The sequence below is a fragment of the Dechloromonas sp. H13 genome, assembly GCF_009469615.1.
Classification (GTDB): Bacteria; Pseudomonadota; Gammaproteobacteria; order Burkholderiales; family Rhodocyclaceae; genus Azonexus.
The window spans coordinates 53,443-77,820 of sequence record NZ_SSXX01000008.1 but is presented as its reverse complement, the minus strand read 5'-3'; the positions used below and the strand labels follow the sequence as shown (position 1 = coordinate 77,820).

The following is a 24,378-nucleotide window of genomic DNA, read 5'->3' as shown; positions in this document are numbered from 1 at the left end:
ATCATGAACACGACTACTCAAAACACCCATCCGACCTCGACCGCCAACACCCCGACGCTGGGCGCCCGCATCCGCCATCCTCGGATTGCCTGCACCATCGAGGAATGCCAACTGATGCTGACCGCTGGTTCCAGTGCCGACCTGATTCTTGTCTGCGGTCCAACCGGCGTCGGTAAAAGCACCCTCGGTCACTTCCTGGTCGAGGAAGAGCTAAAACGACAAGCGGGTGAGATGGAAAACAATCCGGGATTCATGCCGGCCATCCGTGTCGAAGCACCGGCGTCTGGAGAAAAGGAGTTCTCCTGGCGTTTGTTCTACCAGCGCATCCTGCATGAACTGGAGGGCGAACTGGATGCACCACGCACTGCGTATGGCGTCGACCCCGAAACCGGTAAGGTTGTGCGCCCACGCGGCAACAATACCAACCGCCTGTCCGGCCTGCGCACGGCCGTGGAGCGCTCGCTGCGCAATCGTGGAACCCGATTTATCGTCGTCGACGAGGCGGCCCACATCATCAATCAATGCCCGCCTGCGCGGCTGGCCCAGCAACTGGATACGCTGAAGTCCCTCTCCAACGAATACGGCGTGCAATGGGTTCTGCTTGGTTCCTACGACTTGTTTGACCTGATGAGCCTGAGCGGTCAATTGGCACGTCGGGCTCACGTGGTTCATTTCAGCCGTTATCGACACGACCAGGATGCCGACGTCCGCTGCTTCAACGGTTGCCTCAAGCAATTGGCCAAGGGCATGTCGGCACTGCAAAACCTCGACTTGGTGCGCTACGCCGAGGCATTTCATCAAACCACGCTGGGCTGTATCGGCACCCTGCGTGCGGTTTTGATGCGCCTAGACCGTCTCGTAGCCAGCAAAGGTTGGTCCGAGGACGCTTTGTGCACAGCATTGCTGACCGATGCACAAGTTACCCAGATTACACGTGAAGTCCTTGAGGGTGAGGAGCGGATTGCTCCCGGCCTACACCGTAATTCTCTGTCCATGGATACCGTCCGTTCCCCGAAAGCTGCCTGATGAGCACCATGAACAATCCCCGCTCGACTCTCCATGCCCTTATGCCGATGGGGCAAGGCACGACTGAAGTCGAAAGCCTGACCAGCTACTTCTGCCGCCTGGCTCACTCACACGGAATGACTGCGCGCAACCTGGCGGCCTGGACGCTTGAGCATTACGAACAGCCGATTCCTGACGATTTCAAGTGGTTCCGCCGCTCGTTCGGCGGGATGTCCACTGAAACAGAACAGTGGGCAGTATGGCTGGCGGAGCTGACCGGCATTGCCAACCTGGACCATCTCACCTTGGTGCCATGGCGCCATCTGATTTCCAATCCGGGTTTGACCCCGGCCTCTGACCGCTGGTGTCCCTGCTGCCTGACTGAAGACCGGGCACATCAGCAATCGCCATATCTGCGCCTCTGCTGGGATTTTGCGCCGGTAACTGCCTGCCTTCGCCACAAGGTCGGGCTGCGTTCTGAGTGCCCGCATTGTGGCAAATCGAATGTGCGCAATCGCGCCACCACTGTGGTTGTGGGCTATTGCACTTCGTGCGGCGGATTTTTGGGGGATGCCGAAACAGAAGCTGCCACGCCACAAGCGCTCTGGAGTGCCCGGCAAGTAGGGCAGATGCTGGCCAAACCACCGCGAATTGCTAGCGACGGCGTTACCAAACTGCTTGAAACCATCATTGAAAAAATGGCCGACGGCAATGCGGCGGCCTTTGCTCAGGAGCTCAACCTCTCCAAAAGCGGTGTTTGGCATTGGCTCCGGAAAGGCGGACTGCCGACGCTACCGGCCTGGCTCAGCATTGCGCTTCATGGTGGGATTAGCCTAGAAAAGCTCTACGCCGGCGAGCTCGCAAACTGGAAATTGCCAACCGAACCGGTGCAGTTTGCGATGCAACTTTCCACTTCGCCGCGCAAGGGAATTCAGTCTCGTGAATTAGATTGGGAGGCTATTCGCCAACAATTGCACGGGATACTGGCAGAGGAGGTGCCGATTACCTTGGCAGAAGCGTGCCAGCGTACCGGTGTTGAACACAAGCTGCTTTATCTGCGAGCCAATACCGAAGCTCGAGCCATTGCAGACCGTTATCGTCGCCACCAAGCAGCCCTGAAGGAAGCTAAGGAAGCCCGTCTACAGGCCGAAGTAGGTGAGCTGATTCGAGAGCGACTGGATGCCGAATACGAAGGCATTAGTGCTCGGGAGGTCTGGCAGCAGCTGGATGGCGACTTGAAGACCATTCGCCATACCTACCGGCAAGTAGCCAAAGCCATCGCGGCGAACGACTAAACAAATTCGGCAGCTCAAAAGCAAAACGGAACCAAATTGGTTCCGTTTTTTTGCATCTTGATTTTGAAGAAATCGAAGCAAAACTTTCGACTCTACATCGGGAAACCCGATAAACCAAAATGTGTCCTATCGTGAAATAAAGCATTTACTGGCCTGGTGGCCACTTTATGCTTTACGGCACACTGAATGTTCGATTGCTTGTCCTGGCTTTGGTGGGCGGTACTGGGATCGAACCAGTGACCCCTGCCGTGTGAAGGCAGTGCTCTACCGCTGAGCTAACCGCCCGCTCAGGAGGCGCGCATTTAACCACAAGTCCCGAAGCGGGTCAAACGCGGGTCGGATAGAATATGCGCCTTCGTTTTCATCCGGATTCCGCCTTTCATGAAGCCCGTTCGCACCCGTTTCGCCCCCAGTCCCACCGGTTACCTGCACATCGGCGGCGCCCGCACCGCGCTGTTCTCATGGGCATTCGCGCGCCGCCACGGCGGCACTTTCATCCTGCGCATCGAGGATACCGACGTGGCGCGGTCGACGCCGGAGGCCGTCCAGGCGATTCTCGACGGCATGCAGTGGCTGGGTCTCGAACACGACGAGGGGCCGTTCTACCAGATGCAGCGCATGGACCGCTACAAGGAGGTGATCCGGCAGATGCTGGCCGCCGGCACCGCCTATCATTGCTACACGACACGCGAGGAACTCGATGCCTTGCGCGCCGAGCAGGAAGCGCGCAAGGAGAAGCCGCGCTACGACGGCCGCTGGCGTCCGGAACCGGGCAAGACGCTGCCCGTGCCGCCGGCCGACGTGCCGCCGGTCGTCCGTTTCCGCAACCCGAAGGACGGCGTCGTCGCCTGGGACGACCAGGTCAAGGGACGCATCGAATTCGCCAACGGCGAACTCGACGACCTGATCATCGCCCGCGCCGACGGCACGCCGACCTACAATTTCTGCGTCTGCGTCGACGACTGGGACATGGGCATCACCCACGTCATCCGCGGCGACGACCACGTCAACAACACGCCACGCCAGATCAACATCCTCCAGGCGCTGGGCGCCGACATTCCGCAGTATGCCCATCTGTCGATGATCCTCGGCGACGACGGGGCCAAGCTGTCGAAGCGGCACGGAGCGGTTTCCGTGATGCAGTACGACGACGACGGCTATCTGCCGGCCGCGGTGATCAACTACCTGGCCCGCCTCGGCTGGTCGCATGGCGACGACGAGGTCTTCTCGCGCCAGCAGTTCGTCGAATGGTTCGATCTTGACCATATCACCGCCTCGGCCGCCCAGTTCAATACCGAGAAACTGCTGTGGCTGAACCAGCACTACATGAAACAGATGCCGGCGGCCGAACTGGCGGCCAGGGTGCAGTCGCGCCTTGCCGCGCGCGGCGTCGCCACCGCCGACGGCCCCGATCTCGAAAAGGCCGTCGCCCTCTACGTCGACCGCAGCAATACGCTGAACGTGCTGGCCGATGCCGTCGAGGGCTTCTATGTCGACATCCACCCGGCGCCCGAACTGCTGGCCCAGCATCTCGCGGATGAAGCGCGTCCGGCGCTGGCGGACTTTGCCGCCGGCATCGCCGAAGTCGCCTGGGAAGTGCCGGCCATCGCCGCCCTGATCAAGGAGACGGTGGCCAGGCACGGTCTCAAGATGCCCCGCCTGGCGATGCCGCTGCGCGTGATCCTGACCGGCCAGGCGCAGACGCCATCGGTCGACGCGGTGATCGCGCTGATCGGCCGCGCCAGGGTGCTGGAAAAGCTCGCCGCACAAAAAATATAAAAAATCGGGAATGAGTGTTTACAAGCGCATTTCCAATCCCTATAATGCGCGCTCTTTCACGGCACCGGGGGTATAGCTCAGCTGGGAGAGCGCTTGCATGGCATGCAAGAGGTCAGCGGTTCGATCCCGCTTACCTCCACCAAGCAACGTGAAAGAACTGTAGTTTTTGTCCGGGTCCCCATCGTCTAGAGGCCTAGGACACCGCCCTTTCACGGCGGTAACCGGGGTTCGAATCCCCGTGGGGACGCCAAGCTTTCAAGCGCGGAGTGGTAGTTCAGTTGGTTAGAATACCGGCCTGTCACGCCGGGGGTCGCGGGTTCGAGTCCCGTCCACTCCGCCAACAATCATAAAAAAACCGGCCTCGGCCGGTTTTTTTGTTTCCCCCGCGCTGAACAGGGGCATCGGTTACGAAGGAAGTTATAATGGTTCCTTTCGACCACCCCCCATTCCGCGGCAGGAGTTTTTTTCCATGCACGATCGCAACGTAATGTCGTTGGTCAGGAATATTGCCGGCGCGCTCGCTTCCCTGGCGGCGCTGGCCAGCGCACCGGTTCACGCCGATGGCAGTGCGCAACCATTTCTGGTCTCGATGCTGACGCCGCCGGCGCGCGTCGAAGACAGCCTGACCGTCCTCGAAGTCCGCACGGCGCCTGCCGTCGCCAAAACGGTCGACCTCACCGCCCAGCCCGACGACCTGTGGATCCGTCTGCGCAACGGCTTCGCGATGACCAACCTCAACGACGACCTGGTGCTGCATTATCAGCAGTGGTACCAGAACCGTCCGGACGCCCTGCGCCGCATGGTCGAGCGCAGCCGTCCCTACCTGCACCACATCGTCGAGGAACTCGAAGCGCGCGGCATGCCGACCGAGATCGCCCTGCTGCCGATGGTCGAGAGTTCGTTCAACCCGATGGCCTACTCGCGCTCCCACGCTTCCGGCCTCTGGCAATTCATTCCGGCGACCGGCAAGCGCTTCAACCTAGAACAGAACTGGTGGCAGGATCAGCGCCGCGACGTCGTCGCCTCGACCAGCGCCGCCCTGGAATACCTGCAGACCATCTACGACATGCACGGCGACTGGCACCTGGCGCTGGCCTCGTACAACTGGGGTGAAGGCGCGGTCAAGCGGGCGATCGAGAAGAACCAGGCCAAGGGCCTGCCGACCGACTACGCCAGCCTGACGATGCCCAACGAAACCCGGCATTACGTACCGAAACTGCAGGCGCTCAAGAACATTTTCAGCAACGCGGCGCTGATGAGCGAACTGGGTCTGCCGGAAATCATGAACCGCCCCTACTTCGCAACCGTCGGTACGTCGCGGCCGATGGACGTGAAGACGGCCGCCCGCCTGGCCAACATGCCGGTCGACGAGTTCGTGGCGCTGAATCCCTCGCATAACCGCCCGGTGATGAAGGCCGATACGCCGGTCGTCCTGCCGGCCGAGAAACTCGCAACCTTCCAGCGCAATCTGGAAAAGACCGACGAGCCGCTGACCGAATGGCAGGCCTACACGCTGAAATCCGGCGAAAAGCTGGACCAGGTCGCGCCGCGCTTCGGCATCACGCTCGCCGACCTGCAACGCGCCAACGGCCTCAGCGGCAAGATCAGGCTGGCCGGCGGCGCCACGCTGCTGGTGCCGGCCGGCAAGGGTGCCGACAACCTCGACAGCATGGGCGCGGAACCCCGACTGCCGCAGATCGTTGAGGATGAGCCGCCTGCGAGGGCGCAGGTGGCAGCAATGCCGGCCGCACAGCCGGGCAAGCCGGAGAAGACCGCCAAGGGCAAGGCCACCGACACCAGGGTTGCCACCAGGGAAGCGAAGAAAGTCAGTGCCAAGCTGGCCGCCGCCGACACCGCCAAGGCACCGGGCAAGGGAGCCAAAGCAGGCGCCAGCGACAAGCCGAAGGTCGCCGCCGCGAAACCGGCAGCTCCAGCACAGGCCAAGGCGGCATCACCCTCGCCCGCCAAGGTCGCCAAGTCGGCCAACGGCCGGCGCAGCTGATTCAGCGGGCGAGATGGCAGTTGACCGTATGCGTCGCTGAAATCTCGCTGGTTTCGGGGTAACGCTGGCGGCAGACATCGATCGCCAGCGGGCAGCGCGGATGGAAATGGCAGCCGGCCGGCGGATTGGCCGGCGACGGGGTTTCGCCGGGCAGGCGGATCGCCGCCGAATGTGCATCCAGCCGCGGTACCGGCACCGCCGACAGCAGTGCCTGCGTGTACGGATGCTTTGGCGAGCGCAGCACCTCTTCCGCACCACCCCGCTCGACGATGCGCCCGAGGTACATCACCGCGACATCGTTGGCCAGGTATTCGACCACCGCGAAATTGTGCGTGATGAACAGGTAGGCGACGCCGAGTTCTTCCTGCAGCTTCTTCAACAGATTGAGAATCTGCGCCTGCACCGAGACGTCGAGCGCTGAGGTCGGTTCATCGCAGATCAGCAGTTCCGGCTGCACGGCGAGGGCGCGGGCGATGGCGATGCGCTGGCGCTGGCCGCCGGAAAATTCGTGCGGGTAGCGCCCGGCGGCCTCGTCCGGCAGGCCGACCTGCTTGAGCAAGGCGGCAACCGCCCTGCCCTGCGCCGCCGCATCGCTTTCCAGCCCCAGCGCCGACATGCCCTCGGCGATGATCTCGCCGACCCGCAGGCGCGGGTTGAGCGAGGCGAACGGATCCTGGAACACCATCTGCATGTGGCGCCGGGCGGCGCGCAGACGTTTGCCCTGCATGCCGACCAGTTCGCTGCCGCCGAGGCGGACGCTGCCGGCGGTTGGCTTGACCAGTTGCAGCAGCGCCTTGCCGACCGTCGTCTTGCCGCAGCCGGATTCGCCGACCAGCGCCAGCGTGCGCCCGGCGGAAATGGCCAGCGAAACGCCGTCGACCGCAAGCACCTGCCCGACTGTCCGCTGCAGGACGCCGCGACGGATCGGGAAATGGACTTTCAGATCGACCACATCGAGGAACGGGGCCATCTCGGGCATGAGATGGCCCAGGCCCATGCGCGGGGTGTGGTTGGCAACCACGGCCGTGCTGCCGGACCAGTGACAGCGCAAGGTATGGCTGGCGGCCACCCCGCGCCAGTCCGGCGAGATTTCGCGGCAGACCGGCATCACGTGCGTACAGCGGTCGGCGAAGCGGCAGCTGGCAGGCATCGCTGCCAGCGACGGCACCTGGCCGGGAATCGTGGTCAGCGCCATGCCGCGCCGCGAGACTTCCGGCAGGGCTGCAAAGAGCGCCTGCGTGTAGGGATGTTGCGGCCGGCTGAAGAATTCCTCGCGGCTGGCCACTTCGACCAGTTCGCCGGCGTACATGACGCCGATGCGGTGCGCCATCTTGGCGACGACGCCGAGATCGTGGGTGATCAGCAGCATCCCCATGCCGCGCTCGCGCTGCAGTTGCGCCAGCAGGTCGAGAATCTGCGCCTGCACGGTGACGTCGAGTGCCGTCGTCGGCTCGTCGGCGATCAGCAGATCGGGCTCGCCGGCCAGGGCGATGGCGATCATCACGCGCTGCTTCATGCCGCCGGAAAACTGGAACGGATATTCGTCGAGCCGCCGCTCGGGGTCGGCGATGCCGACCTGGCGCAGCAACTCCAGCATCCGCTGGCGGGCCGGTTCGCCGCGCAGGCCGCAATGAAGGTCAAGCACTTCGCCGATCTGCATGCCGACCGTCAGCACCGGATTAAGGCTGGTCGCCGGCTCCTGGAAGATCATCGCGATGCGCGCGCCGCGCACCTGGCGCATGTCGGCTTCCGCCAGGGTCAGCAGTTCCGTGCCTTCCAGCCTGACGCTGCCGTCGGTGATGCGCCCGGCGGCCGGTAGCAGGCGCATGATGCCCTGCGCCGTCGCCGATTTCCCGCAGCCCGATTCGCCAAGCAGCGCGAAGGTTTCGCCTTTGGAAATGACAAAGGAAATGCCGTCGACCGCAACCAGCATCTTTTTTCCGGAGGCGAAGCCGAGGCGCAGGTTGGTGACTTGCAGCATCAGGCAGCCCTCGGGTCGAAAGCGTCGCGTACCGCGTCGGCGAACAGGTTGGCGGCCAGGACGAGGATGAACATGGCGGTGAAAGCCGCCGCCAGCGACCACCAGACGACCGGCTCACGGCCCAGTTCCATGCGTGCGCTGTTGATCATCGTGCCGAAGCTGATCATCGTCGGGTCGACGCCAATGCCGACGTAGGACAGCACCGCCTCGGCCAGCACCAGCCCCGAAAAGTCCATGACCAGCGCGATGATGACGATGTGCATCAGGTTGGGCAGGATGTGGCGAACGATGATGCGCCAGCTCGAGACGCCGAAGGCCTGCGCCGCCTGGATGTATTCGAGTTCGCGCAGTTTCAGCGTTTCGCCGCGCAGCAGCCGGCACAGGCCGGTCCACGAAGTGATGCCGAGGATGAAGCAGAGCGCCAGCAGGCGCAGGTCGGCGCGCTCGGCGGCGGTCGAGAACCATTGCGGATGGGTGTCGATGACCACCTGCATCATCAGCACGGCGGCGGCGATCAGCAGCACGCCGGGAATCGAGTTGAGCACGGTGTAGATGTACTGGATGACGTCGTCCATCCAGCCGCGGAAATAGCCGGCGACGATGCCGAGCAGCACCGCCATCGGCAGCATGACCAGCGTCGTCACGAGGCCGATGATGAGGCCGGTGCGCACGCTCTTGAGCACCTGGTAGAGCACGTCCTGCCCCACCTTGTCGGTGCCGAAGACGTGGTACTGGCCGGCCAGCCAGAACAAAGGCACGACGACCAGCAGCATGAGGCCGACGGTCAACAGGACCGCGTCCCAGGCGAAGGCGGTTTCGCGGCGCCAGATTTTCTGCCATCCCGAGGCGTCGACCGCAGCCGGGCCGCGCTGGACGAGCGCCGCGGCGCCGGCCGCCAGTGCCGCCCAGGCGAGCAGCGCCAGCACGCCGGCGCGGAAGGCGGTGAGCCCGGCGTCGGCCGCCACCGCGTCCTCACGCTCGCCGAGGTGGCTGCCGCCATGTTTCAGGCGCGGGTAGTCGCGCAGCGTCTCACCGCCCGGCAGGTCGATCGTTTCCTTGGCGTAGAGACGGGTGGCGAAGGGGGCCGAATAGGTCTTCTCGTTGCGCAGGCGAAGCGGCGCCGCCAGCGCATCGAGCACGGACAGCACCTCGACGGCGTAGCTCGCCTTCTGGCCCGGCTTGCCGTCGAGCTGCACGCGGTAATGCAGCGAATCGAGCAGGCCGATGGCGATGAAGGCGAGCAGCACCGTCGCCGCCGCCATGCCGACGCGGTCGGCGCCGACGCGCCGCCAGGCGGCGAGCAGCGGCGGCGTCTTCGCCACCAGCACGCCGACGCCGATGCCGGCTACCACCAGCAGCCAGATCAGCATGTCGGACCAGAGGAGGACGACCTGGAAGCCCATCATTCGAAGCGGATCCGCGGGTCGACCACGGTGTAGGAAATGTCGGTCAGGATCAGGCCGACGATGTAAAGCACCGAGCCGATGAAGACCATCGAGCGCACCACGGCGAAATCCTGCGCGTTGATTGCGTCGATGGTGTAGCTGCCAAGGCCGGGCACGCCGAAGAAGGATTCGGTCAGCAGCGAGCCCATGAAGAGCAGCGGGATGACGACGACGACGCCGGTGAGGATGGGGATCAGCGCATTCCTCAATACATGGCGGAAGAAGACGATGGTTTCCGGCAGCCCCTTGGCGCGCGCGGTGCGCACGTAATCCTTGCCGACCTCCTCGAGGAAGATGGTCCGGTACCAGCGCGTCGACGCGCCGATACCGGAAATGACGCCGATCAGCACCGGCAGCAGCAGGAAGCGCCAGGCGTCGACGCCGTCGGCGAAGCCGGAAATCGGCACCAGCCGCCACACCTTGCTGATCAGGAACTGGCCCCCGATGATGTAGAAGAGGCCGGATATCGACATCATCGCGACGCACAGCACGACCCCCCAGAAATCGAAGGCGGTGGCGCGGAAGAAGGCCAGCGTCAGCGCGAAGCTCACGGTCACGAAGAGGCCGAGAATGAAGGTCGGCAGCGCGATGGCCAGCGACGGCCCCATGCGGCTGGCGATTTCGCGGGCGATGTCGCGGCCGTCCTCGGCGCGGCCGAAATCGCCGACGAACATGCGCGCCGATTTCTGGAAGAAGACCGTGTCGGTTACGGTCGACAGCCCTTTGGCCCCCGAATTGATCAGCAGCGGCTTGTCGTAGCCACGCTCGGCCTTCCATTTCTCGATCGCCTCCGGCGTCACCCGCTTGACCCCGAGCTGCATGCGCGCCATGTCGTCGGGCGTGTTGACGACGAAGAACAGCGCGAATGTCAGCAGGTTCACCCCGATCAGGATCGGGATGGCATACAGCAGGCGGCGGACGATGTAGGCGAGCACAGGCGGATTATGCCAAGAGCCGGTGCAGGATGAACACAAACAGCGCAACAATCGCCAGCCCCCAGGCCAGCACCGCGTAATCGGAGCGCAGCGGCGGCTCGCCCGGCATACGTGGGTCGCGCAGTTCGGCCGGGAATGGCCGCGGCGGCACCGGGATAATCTGCTGCTGCGCCGGGTCGCGCGGCACGCGCGCCGTGTATTCGCGGCTCGAATCGACCGGCCAGTCGCCCCAGGCCCGGCTCGACGGGAACTGCGGCACGCGGACCAGCAGGATTTCGTCGACGTCGTCGGCCAGCAGGCGCTCGAAATCGCTCAACGCGCGAGCACCCTGCCCGCTGGCCAGGCGCAGCAGGTCGGCAGCGATTTCCTCGAAGGCGGCGGCCGGGTAGAGCCGGGTCCGGTCTTCCGTCAGGTAGTCGAACGCCGCCTTGCCCTTCTTCAAGCTGCGCTCCCTGAGCGCCGTCAGCGGCAGGGCGGGAATCGCCTTCAGCCAGCTTTCGGCGCCGCGTACCGGCACCTGCCAGCCCAGCGTGCGCAGCGTGGTCACGCTGATGCCGGCGCAGTTGGCGCGCGCATGCTGATAGGCGAACTGATGCCGGTAGAACTGGTTGTAGACGCGCCCGAAGGCCGACTGCAGCCAGGCCGCCGCCCGTTCGTCGCGCAGCGTCGCCAGCAGCATGTACGACGGCCGGTACCAGGCCTGGCCGCTGTTGAGGTCGCCGAGGTAGTTGTCGAGCGGCACCGGCGCGGCAAGGATGCCCTTCTCGCTCTCGGCGTCCAGCGTGTAGAAATTATTGACCAGCAGGTCGTCGAGCGCGCCCTGGGCGCCGACCCGCCCGGTCATCACCGCGAAATGGCCGCCGTGCGCCTCGTCGTCGTCGCCCTGCGCGCCGTTGAGCATCAGGCCGAGCAGCGGCTGCCCGGTGCGCGGCGCCGTCTCCCCGGTTCGCCGCCAGACCGACTCGACGGCGAACTGGCTGCGCGCCCCGCCCTGCGGCAGCGCCCGCAGCCAGTCGCGCAGCGCTGCCGGCGTTGCCGCCAGCGGCACTGCAGCCGGCGCCTCGGGCAGCCGGAAATCCTGCGGCCAGAAGGTACGGGCGACGAAGGCGTCGTCATCGCGGTTTCCGCGCAATTTGACGGGTCGACCGCTGAAGAAGGCGGCGCTGCTCGCGTCGAACCACGAGCGGTTGAGCGGCAGGCGGGGCGCCAGGCGCAGGGCCAGTTCACCGTGCGCGGTGCGCAGCCGCGTGCCGCCGGGGTCGAGTTTGGCATCGCGTTCGACGCGCGGCGAACCGATCCAGACCAGCGGCGGATAATCCGGCGCGCCGCCAGGCGGCGTCGCCCGCGCCCAGGCCGCGAGGTCCGCGACGAACGGCAGCCCGGGGGTGAAGCCGGCGACCGGCAGGCCGGCCCCGGGCACGGCGATCGTCTCGTCGCGGAAGTACCACAGGGCCTGCGGCAGGGCCGCGCTATCCGTGCAGCGGCCGGTGGTGATGCGGAAATCGTCAGCGGGCAGCAGGCCGTAGCGATCCATGGGCGTTTCCTGCCCGCGCCGCGTCAGGTGCCGGTTTCGTAACCGTGCGGATTGCCCGACTGCCAGCGCCAGGCGTCGCGGCACATGGCATCGAGGTCAAAGCGCGCGGCCCAGCCGAGCGCCTCACTGGCCAGCGCGGGATCGGCATAGCAGGCGGCGACATCGCCGGGCCGCCGCGGCTTGATGCGATAGGCCACGCGGCGGCCGCTGGCCCGCTCGAAGGCGGTAACGACTTCGAGCACGCTGTAGCCGCGCCCGGTGCCGAGATTGACGGTCAGCACGCCGGCCGCACGGTCGAGCGCATCGAGTGCCGCCAGATGGCCGCGCGCCAGGTCGACGACGTGGATGTAGTCGCGCACGCCGGTGCCGTCCGGCGTCGGATAGTCGTTGCCGAACACCCCGAGTTCGTCGCGCCGGCCGATCGCGACCTGGCTGACGAAGGGCATCAGGTTGTTGGGCGTGCCCTGCGGGTCTTCGCCGATCAGGCCGCTGGGATGGGCGCCGACCGGATTGAAGTAGCGCAGCAGCGCGATGCGCCAGTCGGGATCGCCGCGGGAAAAGTCGCGCAGCATCTCCTCGATGTGCAGTTTCGTACGCCCGTAGGGATTGGTCGCCTGCAGCGGGAAATCCTCGCGGATCGGCACCGTGTGCGGGTCGCCATAGACGGTGGCCGACGAACTGAAGACCAGGCGCCGGACGCCGGCGGCGGCCATCGCCTCGCACAGTCGCAGGGAACCGACGACATTGTTGTCGTAATAGCGCAGCGGCTCGGCGACCGATTCGCCGACCGCCTTGAGGCCGGCGAAATGGATGACCGAGGTGATCGGAAATTCCCGGAAGGTTGCGGTCAACGCCCCCGGATCGCGAATATCGCCCTCGACGAAGCGCGGACGAACCCCGGCGATCGCCTCAATGCGTTCAAGGACGCGGACGGAACTGTTCGACAGGTTGTCGAAAATCACCAGGTCGCGGCCCGCCTGCAGCAGTTCGACGACCGTGTGCGAGCCGATGTAGCCGGCGCCCCCGGTAACCAGGATCATCGTCAGCTCCGCCCGTAGGTGTCATCGAAACGGACGATGTCGTCCTCTCCGAGGTAGCTGCCGGACTGCACCTCGATCATTTCGAGCGGCACGATGCCCGGGTTCTTCAGCCGGTGGGTCACCCCGAGCGGAATGTAGGTCGACTGGTTTTCCGAAACCAGGAAGATTTCCTCGCCCTTCGTCACCTGAGCCGTGCCGCTGACGACCACCCAGTGCTCGGCGCGGTGGTGGTGCATCTGCAGCGACAGCGAGGCTCCCGGCTTGACGCAGATGCGCTTGACCTGGAAACGCGCACCGGCATCGACGCCGTCGTACCAGCCCCACGGCCGGAACACCTTGCGATGCCACTGCGCGACGCTGCGCTGCTCGGCCTTCAGGCGGTCGACGATCTTCTTCACGTCCTGCGTCGCATCGTGGTGGGCAACCAGCACCGCGTCGTCGGTCTCGACGACGACCAGATTGCTGACCCCGACGCAGGCCACCAGCCGCCCTTCGGAAATGGCCAGCGTGTCGCTGCAGGATTCGAGCAGGACATCGCCGCGGGAGGCATTGCCGCGGTCGCATTTGGGCAGCACCTTCCACAGCGCATCCCAGGCGCCGACATCCGACCAGCCCGCCGTCAGCGGAATCACGGCGCTTGCCGGCAAGCCGGCCTGGCCGCTCGTCAGGCGTTCCATCACCGCGTAATCGATCGAATCGGCCGGGCAGGCCGCGAACGTGTCGCGCGCGACACGCACGAAATCGCCGTCCACGCTGCCTTCCTCGAGCGCCCGCCGACAGGCCGCGAGGATATCCGGGCGGCAGGCGTCGAGCGCCGCCAGCCAGACCGAGGCGCGCATCACGAACAAGCCGCTGTTCCACAGGTACTCGCCGGAATCGAGATAGCCCTGCGCCACCGCCCGCCCCGGTTTTTCGACGAAGCGGGCGAGTTGGAACACCCCCGCCTCGCCGGCCAGCGGCGCACCCTTCTGGATGTAGCCGTAACCGGTTTCCGGACAATCCGGCGTGATGCCGAAAGTCACCGCCAGCCCGGCGTCAGCCAGGCTCGCCGCCTTGACCACTGCTGCCTGGAAGGCTGCCGTGTCGAGAATGACGTGATCGGCGGGCATCACCACCAGCACCGGATCGCTGCCGCCCCGGCTGGCGTACAGCGCCGCCAGCGTCAGTGCCGGCGCGGTATTGCGCCCGACCGGCTCGAGGATGACCTTGCCCCGCTTGCCGAGCAGGCGCAGCTGTTCGGCCACGACGAAGCGATGCTCCTCGTTGCACACCAGCAGGGGATCGCCGACCCCCGGGATGCCGTCCATGCGCGCCACCGTGGCCTGCAACATCGACTGGTCATCGACCAGCGGCAACAGCTGCTTGGGATATTTCTCGCGCGACAGCGGCCACAGGCGGGTACCGGAACCACCGGAAAGCACGACGGGAACAATCGGATTCATCTTGAGCGACCGGCAATAGCAATGCTGTGGATTTTAATCGCATATCTGCGGGCAGTGCGCCCCATCTCCGCTAGCCATGGGTAATACCGCGCCAACTGATAGCCGGCCATGAGCATCGGCCTTGATGCCAAAGAATCGTCAATCCGGTAACATCCGGGCGCCGGCCGAAGCGCAACGAGGGTAACCACACCGTCCATGCCCGGAGATGCCGGCTCGAAACGCAAAACAAAAAGGCCAGCACCTGATGGCTGGCCTTGAAGATAAACATCGAAATTTCGATCTGGCGGAGAGGGTGGGATTCGAACCCACGGTACCTTGCAGTACGCCTGATTTCGAATCAGGTACATTCGACCACTCTGCCACCTCTCCGCGAGGGCGGCATAATAGCACAAAATTTTTTGCATGCACGGTTTCAAGACTTTTCTGATCGGGCTGTTTTCCCTGCTGCTCGCCGCTTGCGGCGAACAGCTGCCGCAGCTGCCACATCGGCCGCTGCCCTTCCCGACGCCGGCGCAGCATGATCTTGTCGTCCTCGTCGGCAAGGGGCCGCTTACCTACTACAGCGACGACCAGGGCGCGATTCAGGGGCTCGAGCACGACCTGATCGAAGCGTTTGCCCAGGAACTGGGCGTCGGCGTCAGGTATCTGGTGGTCGCGCCGGACGAGATCGAGCCGGCACTGGCCGCAGGCAAGGCCCACCTCGCCGCGGCCTGGTTGCCGGCGCCCGGCGACGGCCAGCAGAAGGCGACGCCGCCCATCCTGCAGAGCGGCGACGTGCTGATCCAGCACGAGGCTTCGCTGCCGCTCAACGACCGCGACGAATTGCGCGGGCGGACGGTCCATGCCCTGCCCGGCTCGCGGCAACTGGCGACCCTGCGCGAACTCCAGAAGGGAATCCCCGATCTGCAGGTCGTCGAATACACGGACGGGGATTTCTTCAACCTCCTCGAATCACTGGGCAAACGGCAGGTCGAACTGGTCGCCATCGACTCGATGCTGGTCCAGATCGCCGCGCAATTCGCGCCCTCGGTGCTGGCCACGCTGGAACTCGGCGACACGCACCCGGTGGTCTGGTGGCTCGGGCCCAAGCCGAACGTGGAACTGCTGGCGCGCGCCAGCGCCTTTGTCGAGCGGGCGCAACGCGACGGTACCCTGCTCAAGCTGGAAGACCGCTATTTCGGTCACGTCCGCCGCCTGAAGCAGGCCGATATCGTGGCTTTCCTCGGCCGCATCGAAACCGTGCTGCCCAGGCTGCGCAAGCATTTCCAGGCGGCGCAAGCAATCACCGGCCTCGACTGGCGGCTGATCGCCGCCATCGCCTACCACGAGTCGCAGTGGGACCCCGAGGCCACCAGCCCGACCGGCGTCCGCGGCATCATGATGCTGACCGAGGAAACCGCCGACCGGCTGGGCGTCGGCAACCGTCTCGACGTGCGCGAGAGCATTCTGGCCGGCGCCCGCTACGTCAATCTCCTGAAGGACCTGCAGCCCGACGACGTCGGCGAGCCCGACCGCACCTGGCTGGCCCTCGCCAGCTACAACATCGGTCCCGGCCATTTCAACGCGGCGCGCACCCTGGCCCGGCAGCTCGGTGCCGATCCGACGGCGTGGTATGAAATGAAGCAGGTTCTCCCGCTGCTCGCCCAGCCGAAGTACTACCGGCAGGTCAAGTCCGGCCGCGCGCGCGGCGGCGAGGCGGTGCTGCTGGTCGAGAACATCCGCAGCTACTACGACATCCTGCAGCGCCACGAACTGCCCTATCAGCCGCTCTCGGCGCCACGGGAAGCGACGATCGGTGCCCAGGGCAATGCCCCGGGCCTCCGGCTCAAACGCTGAACTACCTCATCCCGCCCGTGGGCGGATACAACGCCACCGGACGCTTGAGGCGCAGCTAGCTGCGCCGCAACGATCAGCGCGACGGCTCCAGCAGTTCCAGACCGCCCATGTAGGGGCGCAACGCGACCGGCACGTCCACGCAGCCATCGGCGCGCTGATAGTTTTCAAGGATCGCCACCAGCGTGCGGCCGACCGCCAGCCCGGAGCCGTTGAGCGTGTGGCACAGCTCGGTCTTGTTCTTGTCGTTGCGGAAGCGCGCCTGCATGCGTCGGGCCTGAAAGGCGCCGAAGTTGGAGCAGGAGGAAATCTCGCGGTAGGTATTCTGCGCCGGCAGCCAGACTTCGAGATCGTAGGTCTTGGCGGCCGAGAAGCCCATGTCGCCGGAACACAGCACGACGCGGCGGTAAGGCAGCTCGAGCTTTTCGAGGATGATTTCGGCCTGGCGGGTCAGCTCCTCGTGCGCTGCGGTCGACTGCTCGGGATGGACGATTTGCACCAGCTCGACCTTGTCGAACTGGTGCTGGCGGATCATGCCGCGCACGTCGCGCCCGCCCGAACCGGCTTCGGAGCGGAAGCACGGCGTGTGGCAGACGAACTTCAGCGGCAGCGCCTCGGCGGCGAGGATTTCGTCGCGCACGATGTTGGTCACCGGCACTTCGGCGGTCGGGATCAGGTAGAGCGGGTCCTGGTCACCGCGCGGCACCCGGAACAGGTCTTCCTCGAACTTGGGCAGCTGGCCGGTTCCGTGCAGGCTGGCAGCATTGACCAGGTACGGCGCATAGACCTCGGTGTAGCCGTGCTCGGCGGTATGCGTGTCGAGCATGAACTGGGCGAGCGCGCGGTGCAGGCGGGCGATGCCGCCCTTGAGCAGCGAAAAGCGCGAACCGGAAATCTTGGCGGCGGTGGCGAAATCGAGCTGGCCGAGCGCCTCGCCGATGTCGGTGTGATCCTTGACAGGAAAATCGAAGACGCGCGGCGCTCCCCAGCGCTTGATCTCGACGTTGCCGGTCTCGTCGGCGCCGACCGGCACCGAGTCGTCCGGCAAATTGGGCAGCGTCGCCAGGATGGCGTTGAACTTTTCCAGCAACTCGCCGAGGCGGGCTTCGGAAGCCTTCAGCTCGTCGCCCAGCGCACCGACCTGGGCCATGACCTCGGACGCATCCTTGCCCTGCCCCTTCAGCATGCCGATCTGCTTGGACAGGCTGTTGCGCTGCGCTTGCAGGTCCTGGGTGCGCGTCTGCAGCGTCTTGCGCTCGGCTTCCAGCGCCGAGAATTCGCTGAAGTCGATCGGCTTGCCGCGCTTGGCGAGCCCGGAGGCGACGGCGTCGAGGTTGGAGCGGAGTTGTTGGATGTCGAGCATGGTTTTTCCTGTTTTTGAAGGGTCGACCGCAACGGGCGGCGCGCCCCGAAAGCAGGGAATTATACGCGACGCAACAGGCGGCCCAGCAGCCCCCAGAGCTTGTAGAGCAGCACGCCGGCGATCAGCAGGAACACCGCCAGCAGGCCGAGAAACAGCAGCGGCGCGGCGAGCATCGCCCACAGGCCGCCGAGCACCATGCCCTCCTCGCCGAACGAGGCGAGCCAGTTCGAGAAGGGTTCCGGCGACGTATTGATCGCCAGCCGGCTGCCGGCCTTGGCGAAATGCGTGCCGGCGGTGATCGTCCCGCCGATCAGCCCGGCCGCCACCATCCAGGCGGGATCGACCTCGCCCAGAGCGAAGGCGGCGAGCAAGGCGCCGGCCGGAATGCGGATGAAGGTCTGGACGCTGTCCCACAGCGAATCGAAGGCTGGCACCTTGTCGGCGAGCAGCTCGGCGAACGCCATGATGCCGGCGACGCCGATGACCAGCGGGTGTTGCAGCACCGCCAGCGTGGACGGCAGGTGCAGGTAGCCGAGATGCGCCAGCGCCCCGGCGAGGAACACCACCAGATAGAGACGCAGGCCGCTGGCCCAGGCGAGGCCGGCCGAGAGGGCGATGGTCTGCGCCAGGTCCATCACTTCTTCGCCTGGCGGTCGAGATCGCGCAGGTGCGCCAGCTTCTCGCCGATCTTGCCCTCCAGCCCGCGCGGCGTCGGCCGGTACCAGCCGGGTTCGGCCATGTCGTCCGGCAGGTAGGTTTCGCCGGCGGCGTAGGCTTCCGGCTCGTCGTGCGCGTAGCGGTATTCCTTGCCGTAGCCGAGTTCCTTCATCAACTTGGTCGGCGCGTTGCGCAGGTGCACCGGCACCGGCCGCGAACCGTCCTGTTTCACGAAGGCGCGCGCGGCGTTCCAGGCGTTGTAGCCGGCGTTCGACTTGGCGGCGACCGCCATGTAGATCACCGCCTGGCCGAGGGCCAGTTCGCCTTCGGGCGAGCCGAGGCGTTCGTAGGTGGCGGCCGCGTCGTTGGCGATCTGCATGGCGCGCGGATCGGCGAGGCCGATGTCCTCCCACGCCATACGGATGATGCGCCGCGCCAGGTAGCGCGGATCGGCACCGCCGTCGAGCATGCGCGTCAGCCAGTAGAGGGCGGCGTCGGGATGCGAGCCGCGCACCGACTTGTGCAGCGCCGAAATCTGGTCGTAGAAGGCATCGCCGCCCTTGTCGAAACGGCGCAGGCTCTGCGCCACGGTTTCTTCGACGAATTGACCGTCGACCGCAGCGACCCCCGCCGTATGGGCGGCCGTGCGCACCTGTTCGAGCAGGTTGAGCAGCCGGCGCGCATCGCCGTCGGCCAGCCCGACCAGACGCTCGCGGGCAGCAGCATCGAAGCTCAGGTCGGCCAGCGCCCGCTCGCCGGCACGGTCGAACAACGTGCCCATCTCGGCCTCGTCGAGCGGCTTCAGGACGTAGACGGAAGCCCGCGACAGCAGCGCCGAATTGACCTCGAACGAGGGATTCTCGGTCGTCGCGCCGATGAAGGTCAGCAGCCCCGACTCGACGAAGGGCAGGAAGCCATCCTGCTGCGCCTTGTTGAAACGGTGGATTTCATCGACGAAGAGGATGGTCCGCCGCCCCTGGTCGCGCCACATCTCGGCCTGCGCCACCGCCTCGCGCACCTCCTTGATGCCGGAAAACACCGCCGACAGCGCGATGAACTCGCAGTTGAACTCGGTCGCCATCATGCGCGCCAGCGTCGTCTTGCCGACGCCGGGCGGCCCCCAGAAGATCATCGAATGCGGCTGGCCAGACTCGAATGCCAGGCGCAGCGGCTTGCCCGGCCCGAGCAGATGCTGCTGGCCGATCACCTCGTCCGGCGTGCGCGGACGCAATTGTTCGGCCAGCGGCGCATGCCGGTTGTGGTCGGCGACATGGGAAAACAGGTCTTGGGACATGGCGTTATTGTACCCAGAGGAGAATTTGCGGCGTGCCGCAACGCGTCGAGGACGAACGCGATATCGGCAGCGCCGGGATTCGTTGCGGAAATTGACGTTCCCAAGGCGGACCAATATGCTGCATTGCGATTCGTGCCCGAACTCGGGCCGACTGGTGCACACCGCAACAGGCATTGCCCGACTTGCTCGGGATACGCATTGACCACGACGATTCCATCCCCGGGAGCCCGTGATGTATGAATCCAGAAAACAGGCGCCGCTGGCCGGCACCAGGTTCGCATGGCGCCTGCTGGGCCATTTGCTGGTGGCCGGCGGCCTGCTCGCCGCGTCGCTGGCGATCGGCATGCTCGGCTACCGGGCTTACGAAGGGCTTGCGTGGGTCGACGCCTTCCTCAATTCGGCAATGCTGCTGGGCGGCATGGGGCCCGTCAATCCTCCCCAGACCGACGCCGGCAAGGTGTTCGCCGGACTCTATGCGCTCTACGCCGGGTTGGTGTTCATCGTCACCGCGGCGCTGCTGTTCACGCCGGTCCTGCATCGCGTGATCCACCGCTTCCACTGGGACGCGAAGATCTGAAACTTACCGAGGAGTTTCCGCATGTATTCGAAAACGCTGTTCGCCGGCTGGGGCGACATGGATTTCAACGCCCACATGAAGAACACCGCCTTTCTCGACCGGGCGGCCGACGTCCGCATGCTGTTCTTTGCCGAAAACGGCTTCCCGATGGCCGAATTCGCGCGGCTCAGGATCGGCCCGGTGATCATGAAGGACGAGATCGAGTACCGCCGGGAAATCGGGCTGCTGGAGGAATTCATCGTCACGCTGGCCTGCGCCGGCCAGGCGCCCGACGGCAGCCGCTTCCTGCTGCGCAACGAAATCTGCCGCCCGGACGGCACGCTGTGCGCCCGGGTCACCAGCGCCGGCGGTTGGCTCGACCTGGCGGCCCGCAAGCTGGTAACGCCGCCGCCGGCCCTGCTGGCCGCCATCGCGTCGCTGCCAAAGACCGGCGACTTCGCGGCGCTGCCTTCAAGCGTGAATAAAAACCCGTGAGGATGGCTGGCCGGTCACTCGCCGACCACGTCGACGCCGGCCGGCGGAACGAACTTGAAGGTCGTCGCCGGCAAGGCAGCGTTGCGCTCCAGCCCTGAGAAGCGGATCAGCGTGCGCTGACCGAAGCTGTCGTGCAGTTCCATGGCTTTCAGGTCGCTGCCGGTAAAGCCGAGGCGGACCTTCTCGAAGCCGCTTTCGCTGACCTTGGGCGTCGCCTCGACCCAGTCCAGGCCTTCATCCGTGCCGGCCTCGGCCAGCGTGAAATTCTTTTCGAGCTCGTTGCTGCCCGCCAGCAGCGCTGCCGGCGAGCCGCTGATCGCCTGGCCGGCCTTGCGCACCGTCACCTGCTTGAGTTCCGGGTCGTAGATCCAGATTTTTTCGCCGTCGCCGACGACCAGTTGCGGGAACGGCTTCTGGATGTCCCAGCGCAGCTTGCCGGGCCGTAAAATGGCGACGGTACCGGACGACTGCTGCGGCTTGCGTCCGCCCTTGCCGATCACCACCTGCGAAAAATCCGCCTTCAGCGTCCTGGTGTTGGTGAGGAACTGATGCAGCTGGTCCACCGCCCCCGCCGTCGCCCATTGCGGGAAAAAGGCGACTGCTGCGGTCGACAGCATTTTCAGGGCAAATTTCATTCGGCTTCCCGGCGCGCCAGCACTTCGCGGCCGCCGCGCCCGTCCATCGCCGACACCAGCCCGGCCTTTTCCATGGCCTCGATCAGCCGCGCCGAGCGGTTGTAGCCGATGCGCAGGTGGCGCTGGACCAGCGAGATCGAGGCCCGCTTGTTCTTCAGCACGATGTCGACCGCCTGGTCGTAGAGCGGATCGCTCTCGGCGTCGCCACCGTCGCTGCCGCCCTCGCCGCCTTCCTCGTCGTCGCCGCCGGCGCCGTTGAGGATATCCTCGATGTATTCCGGCGCGCCGGTCGTCTTCAGGTGCTCGACGACACGGTGTACTTCGTCATCGGAAACGAAGGCGCCATGGACACGGGTCGGGTAGCCGGTACCGGGTGCCAGGTAGAGCATGTCGCCCTGGCCGAGCAGCGCTTCGGCGCCCATCTGGTCGAGGATGGTGCGCGAATCGATCTTGCTGGAAACCTGGAACGACAGGCGCGTCGGGATGTTGGCCTTGATCAGGCCGGTAATTACGTCGACGCTCGGCCGCTGCGTCGCCAGCACCAGGTGGATGCCGGAAGCGCGCGCCTTCTGGGCGAGGCGGGCGATCTGTTCCTCGACCTTCTTGCCGACGACCATCATCAGGTCGGCCAGTTCGTCGATGATGACGACGATGAACGGCATCGCCTTGAGCGGCTCCGGTGTTTCCGGCGTCAGGGTCAGCGGATTCGGGATGTGTTCGCCGCGCTTTTCGGCGTCGCGGATCTTGGTGTTGAGGCCGGCGATATTGCGCACACCCATCGCCGACATCAGCTTGTAGCGCTTCTCCATCTCGGTCACGCACCAGTGCAGCGCGTTGGCCGCCTGCTTCATGTCGGTGACGACCGGCGCCAGCAGGTGCGGGATGCCTTCGTAGATGGAAAGCTCCAACATCTTCGGGTCGACCATGATCAGCCGCACATGATCCGGTTCCGATTTGTAGAGCATCGACAGGATCATCGCATTGACGCCGACCGACTTGCCGGAACCGGTCGTCCCGGCCACCAGCAGGTGCGGCGTCTTGGCCAGGTCGGCAACCACCGGCTGGCCGCCGATGTCCTTGCCAAGGCAGACGGTCAGCGGGCTGGTCATGTCGTTGTACGGCTTGCTGGAGATGATCTCGGACAGCTTGACGGTCTGCCGCTTGGGATTGGGCAGTTCGAGCGCCATGCACGACTTCCCGGGCACCGTCTCGACGACGCGGATCGACACCATGGCCAGCGCCCGCGCCAGGTCGCGGGCCAGGTTAACGATCTGGGCGCCCTTGACGCCAACCGCCGGCTCGATTTCGTAACGCGTGATGACCGGGCCGGGCATGGCGGCCAGCACCTTGACCTGGACGCCGAAGTCGGCCAGCTTGCGCTCGATCAGGCGCGAGGTGTATTCCAGCGTTTCGGCGCTCACCGTTTCGGTCACCGGCGGTGCCGGGTCGAGCAGGTGCAGCGGCGGCAATTGCCCACCGATGATGGCTTCCGGGAAGAGCGCCACTTGCTTCTCGCGCTCGATGCGCTTCTCGGCCTTCTTCGACACCGGCACCTCGGGCGGCGGCGTCTCGATGATGATCGGCTCGTGCAGTTCGACGCGGCGCTTTTCGACCTCGACCTCTTCCTCGCGCTGCTGCGCGACTTCGCGCCCGATGCGCCGGTCGCGCCAGGTATCGACCAGACCGTAGAAGAAGCCGCCAATGGTTTCGAGCAAGCTACCCAGCCGCTCGAATGCCCAGAGCCAGGACATCCCGGAAAAAATGCTCCATCCTGCCGCCATCGTCGCCAGCAACACCAGGGTCGCTCCGGTGTAACCCAGCAGGTGTTCCAGCAGGCGGCCGGCTTCGATGCCGAGCAAACCGCCCGGCGCGAGCGGCAATTCGACCTTGAGCGAGTAGAAGCGCAGCGCTTCCAGCGCCGAACTGGCGACCAGCAGCACGGCAAAGCCGGACAGCGCGATATACAGCGGGCGGCGGTCGGTATGGCCGAGCGGCGAATTGAGGCGGCGGAACCCCCACCACATGAACATGCCCAGCAGGACTATCCACCACCAGGCGGAAAGCCCGAAAAGATAAAGCATCAGATCGGCGATCCAGGCGCCGGCATGGCCGGTCGGGTTGTGCAGCTGCCCGGTAGATACCGCGTGCGACCAGCCCGGATCATCCTTGCTGAAGCCCCAGAAGGCCATCGCCAGGAACAGGGCCACCGCCCCTAGCGCCAACCAGCGCGACTCCTGCAGCAGATTGCCGATCTTCTCCGGCAACTGGCTGGCAGTTGCGCGGTCAGCCGTTCGAACCCCCATCCTCAGGCCCCGGTGATCGTGATGTGATCGCCTTCGCTGATGATGTAGCCACCAACCTCAAGGTCACGCATCACCTTGCTGACCATTTCGCGCGACGCGCCGATCATGCGCGCCATGTCCTGTTTGGAGATCTTCTGCTTGACCATGCGCTTGCCCCCCTGTTCCTCGGAGAGATCGAGCAGCAAGCGGGCGACACGGCCATAGACGTCGAGCAGCGCCAGGCTTTCGATATTGCGGTCGGCCTCGCGCAGGCGGCGCACCAGAATCTGCATCAGCTTGAGCGCCACCTGGAAATTGTCCTGCATGCAACGCTGGAACTCAGTCTTGCCGATGGTCAGCAGTTCGCAGTTCTCGACCGCCACGACGCTGGCCGAACGCGGGCTACCATCGATCAGGCCCATTTCACCGAAGAATTCACCCGGCCCGAGCCAGGCGAGAATGATCTCGCGCCCTTCCTCGTCAAAGTTGGTCACCTTGGCGCGGCCGGTCAGCAGGACGAGCAGCGCGTCGGCGCTTTCGCCGGCACGCACGACCTGTTCGCCCCGCCCGGCACGCCGGCGCCCGGCCACGCGCGACAAGCGATCGAGCTCGGTTTCGTCCAGGCCCGAAAACAGCGGTACATTGCGCAGGACAACCAGACTCAGGCCGACATTTGAGGAGGACATAAAGCATTTCCCTTCATGGAGTTGCGCGCCGATTATAAACTCAATTCGCAAATTTCAAGGACAAGGGCAAAAAAACGGGCGGTGGTTGAAGGCTATAATTTTACGGTCAACCATCATCG

General features: G+C 65.3%; 19 protein-coding genes and 5 tRNA genes. 10 read left to right on the top strand and 14 right to left on the bottom strand.

The features are described from left to right. Positions 1–3 precede the first annotated feature (3 nt). Both GH660_RS15570 and GH660_RS15565 read left to right on the top strand, forming a co-directional pair. Positions 4–1,026, top strand: coding sequence for an ATP-binding protein (locus GH660_RS15570; RefSeq protein ID WP_228276525.1), 1,023 nt, complete (start codon positions 4–6; stop codon positions 1,024–1,026). Then, positions 1,026–2,300: a TniQ family protein gene (locus tag GH660_RS15565; protein WP_153147606.1), complete on the top strand. Its 1,275-nt coding sequence runs from the start codon at positions 1,026–1,028 to the stop codon at positions 2,298–2,300. Before GH660_RS15570 ends, GH660_RS15565 begins: the two co-directional genes overlap by 1 nt. Before the next feature lie 210 nt (positions 2,301–2,510). Here GH660_RS15565 and GH660_RS15560 read toward each other — a convergent pair. Then, positions 2,511–2,585 (bottom strand) — tRNA-Val (locus tag GH660_RS15560). Positions 2,586–2,681: 96 nt separating this feature from the next. On the opposite strand from GH660_RS15560, the gene gltX reads away from it, so the two are divergent. From gltX to GH660_RS15535, 5 genes are all read left to right on the top strand, one after another. After that, a complete protein-coding gene (gene gltX / locus GH660_RS15555) occupies positions 2,682–4,079 on the top strand; it encodes a glutamate--tRNA ligase (protein ID WP_153147605.1) in 1,398 nt (465 codons plus the stop codon). Between the two features lie 66 nt (positions 4,080–4,145). After that, positions 4,146–4,221, top strand: a tRNA-Ala gene (locus GH660_RS15550). Positions 4,222–4,253: 32 nt separating this feature from the next. Next, a tRNA-Glu gene (locus GH660_RS15545) sits at positions 4,254–4,329 on the top strand. Between the two features lie 13 nt (positions 4,330–4,342). Then, positions 4,343–4,419, top strand: a tRNA-Asp gene (locus GH660_RS15540). Positions 4,420–4,548: 129 nt separating this feature from the next. Next, complete coding sequence (locus GH660_RS15535) at positions 4,549–6,081, top strand: transglycosylase SLT domain-containing protein (protein ID WP_153147604.1); 1,533 nt, start codon at positions 4,549–4,551, stop codon at positions 6,079–6,081. Between the two features lies 1 nt (position 6,082). On the opposite strand, the gene GH660_RS15530 is transcribed toward GH660_RS15535, so the two are convergent. The 7 genes from GH660_RS15530 to GH660_RS15500 form a co-directional block, all read right to left on the bottom strand. Continuing rightward, the gene (locus GH660_RS15530) at positions 6,083–8,062 is read right to left on the bottom strand and encodes an ABC transporter ATP-binding protein (protein ID WP_153147603.1); all 1,980 of its coding nucleotides are present in this window, start codon (positions 8,060–8,062) and stop codon (positions 6,083–6,085) included. Further along, complete coding sequence (locus tag GH660_RS15525; protein ID WP_194266339.1) at positions 8,062–9,465, bottom strand: ABC transporter permease; 1,404 nt, start codon at positions 9,463–9,465, stop codon at positions 8,062–8,064. The genes GH660_RS15530 and GH660_RS15525 overlap by 1 nt, the downstream gene beginning before the upstream one ends. Further along, positions 9,465–10,442: an ABC transporter permease gene (locus tag GH660_RS15520; protein ID WP_153147601.1), complete on the bottom strand. Its 978-nt coding sequence runs from the start codon at positions 10,440–10,442 to the stop codon at positions 9,465–9,467. The genes GH660_RS15525 and GH660_RS15520 overlap by 1 nt, the downstream gene beginning before the upstream one ends. A gap of 7 nt (positions 10,443–10,449) precedes the next feature. Continuing rightward, entirely contained in the window at positions 10,450–11,976 is a 1,527-nt protein-coding gene (locus GH660_RS15515; protein WP_153147600.1) for a hypothetical protein, read from the bottom strand. Between the two features lie 23 nt (positions 11,977–11,999). Further along, on the bottom strand, positions 12,000–13,022 hold the full coding sequence (gene galE, locus GH660_RS15510) for a UDP-glucose 4-epimerase GalE (RefSeq protein ID WP_228276532.1): 1,023 nt from the start codon (positions 13,020–13,022) through the stop codon (positions 12,000–12,002). Beyond that, on the bottom strand, positions 13,019–14,458 hold the full coding sequence (locus GH660_RS15505; protein ID WP_153147598.1) for a mannose-1-phosphate guanylyltransferase/mannose-6-phosphate isomerase: 1,440 nt from the start codon (positions 14,456–14,458) through the stop codon (positions 13,019–13,021). The genes galE and GH660_RS15505 overlap by 4 nt, the downstream gene beginning before the upstream one ends. A 281-nt stretch (positions 14,459–14,739) precedes the next feature. Beyond that, a tRNA-Ser gene (locus tag GH660_RS15500) sits at positions 14,740–14,827 on the bottom strand. 33 nt (positions 14,828–14,860) lie between these two features. On the opposite strand from GH660_RS15500, the gene mltF reads away from it, so the two are divergent. Then, positions 14,861–16,294 (top strand): membrane-bound lytic murein transglycosylase MltF, encoded by a 1,434-nt coding sequence (gene mltF, locus GH660_RS15495; RefSeq protein WP_153147597.1) that lies wholly within the window; start codon positions 14,861–14,863, stop codon positions 16,292–16,294. A 73-nt stretch (positions 16,295–16,367) separates the two neighbouring features. Here the strand turns inward: mltF and serS are convergent, their stop codons facing one another. Genes serS through GH660_RS15480 form a run of 3 tightly spaced genes read right to left on the bottom strand, consistent with a single transcriptional unit; the run spans position 16,368 to position 19,605 of the window. Continuing rightward, a complete protein-coding gene (gene serS / locus GH660_RS15490) occupies positions 16,368–17,654 on the bottom strand; it encodes a serine--tRNA ligase (protein ID WP_153147596.1) in 1,287 nt (428 codons plus the stop codon). A 59-nt stretch (positions 17,655–17,713) separates the two neighbouring features. Next, complete coding sequence (locus GH660_RS15485) at positions 17,714–18,289, bottom strand: DUF4126 domain-containing protein (protein WP_228276524.1); 576 nt, start codon at positions 18,287–18,289, stop codon at positions 17,714–17,716. Further along, positions 18,289–19,605: a replication-associated recombination protein A gene (locus GH660_RS15480; RefSeq protein ID WP_153147595.1), complete on the bottom strand. Its 1,317-nt coding sequence runs from the start codon at positions 19,603–19,605 to the stop codon at positions 18,289–18,291. Before GH660_RS15480 ends, GH660_RS15485 begins: the two co-directional genes overlap by 1 nt. Before the next feature lie 232 nt (positions 19,606–19,837). Between GH660_RS15480 and GH660_RS15475 the strand changes: the two genes are divergently transcribed. Continuing rightward, positions 19,838–20,182, top strand: coding sequence for a hypothetical protein (locus GH660_RS15475; RefSeq protein ID WP_153147594.1), 345 nt, complete (start codon positions 19,838–19,840; stop codon positions 20,180–20,182). Positions 20,183–20,203: 21 nt separating this feature from the next. Beyond that, on the top strand, positions 20,204–20,656 hold the full coding sequence (locus GH660_RS15470) for a thioesterase family protein (RefSeq protein ID WP_153147593.1): 453 nt from the start codon (positions 20,204–20,206) through the stop codon (positions 20,654–20,656). A gap of 14 nt (positions 20,657–20,670) precedes the next feature. On the opposite strand, the gene lolA is transcribed toward GH660_RS15470, so the two are convergent. From lolA to GH660_RS15455, 3 genes are read right to left on the bottom strand one after another with little or no spacing between them, the layout of a single operon-like run. After that, on the bottom strand, positions 20,671–21,291 hold the full coding sequence (gene lolA / locus GH660_RS15465) for an outer membrane lipoprotein chaperone LolA (RefSeq protein ID WP_153147592.1): 621 nt from the start codon (positions 21,289–21,291) through the stop codon (positions 20,671–20,673). Further along, positions 21,288–23,594 carry a DNA translocase FtsK gene (locus GH660_RS15460; RefSeq protein WP_153147591.1) on the bottom strand — a complete coding sequence of 769 codons (2,307 nt, stop codon included), beginning with the start codon at positions 23,592–23,594 and terminating at the stop codon, positions 21,288–21,290. The genes lolA and GH660_RS15460 overlap by 4 nt, the downstream gene beginning before the upstream one ends. A 2-nt stretch (positions 23,595–23,596) precedes the next feature. Then, positions 23,597–24,259, bottom strand: a complete 663-nt coding sequence (locus tag GH660_RS15455; RefSeq protein WP_153147590.1) for a Crp/Fnr family transcriptional regulator — start codon at positions 24,257–24,259, stop codon at positions 23,597–23,599. Positions 24,260–24,378: the final 119 nt, after the last annotated feature.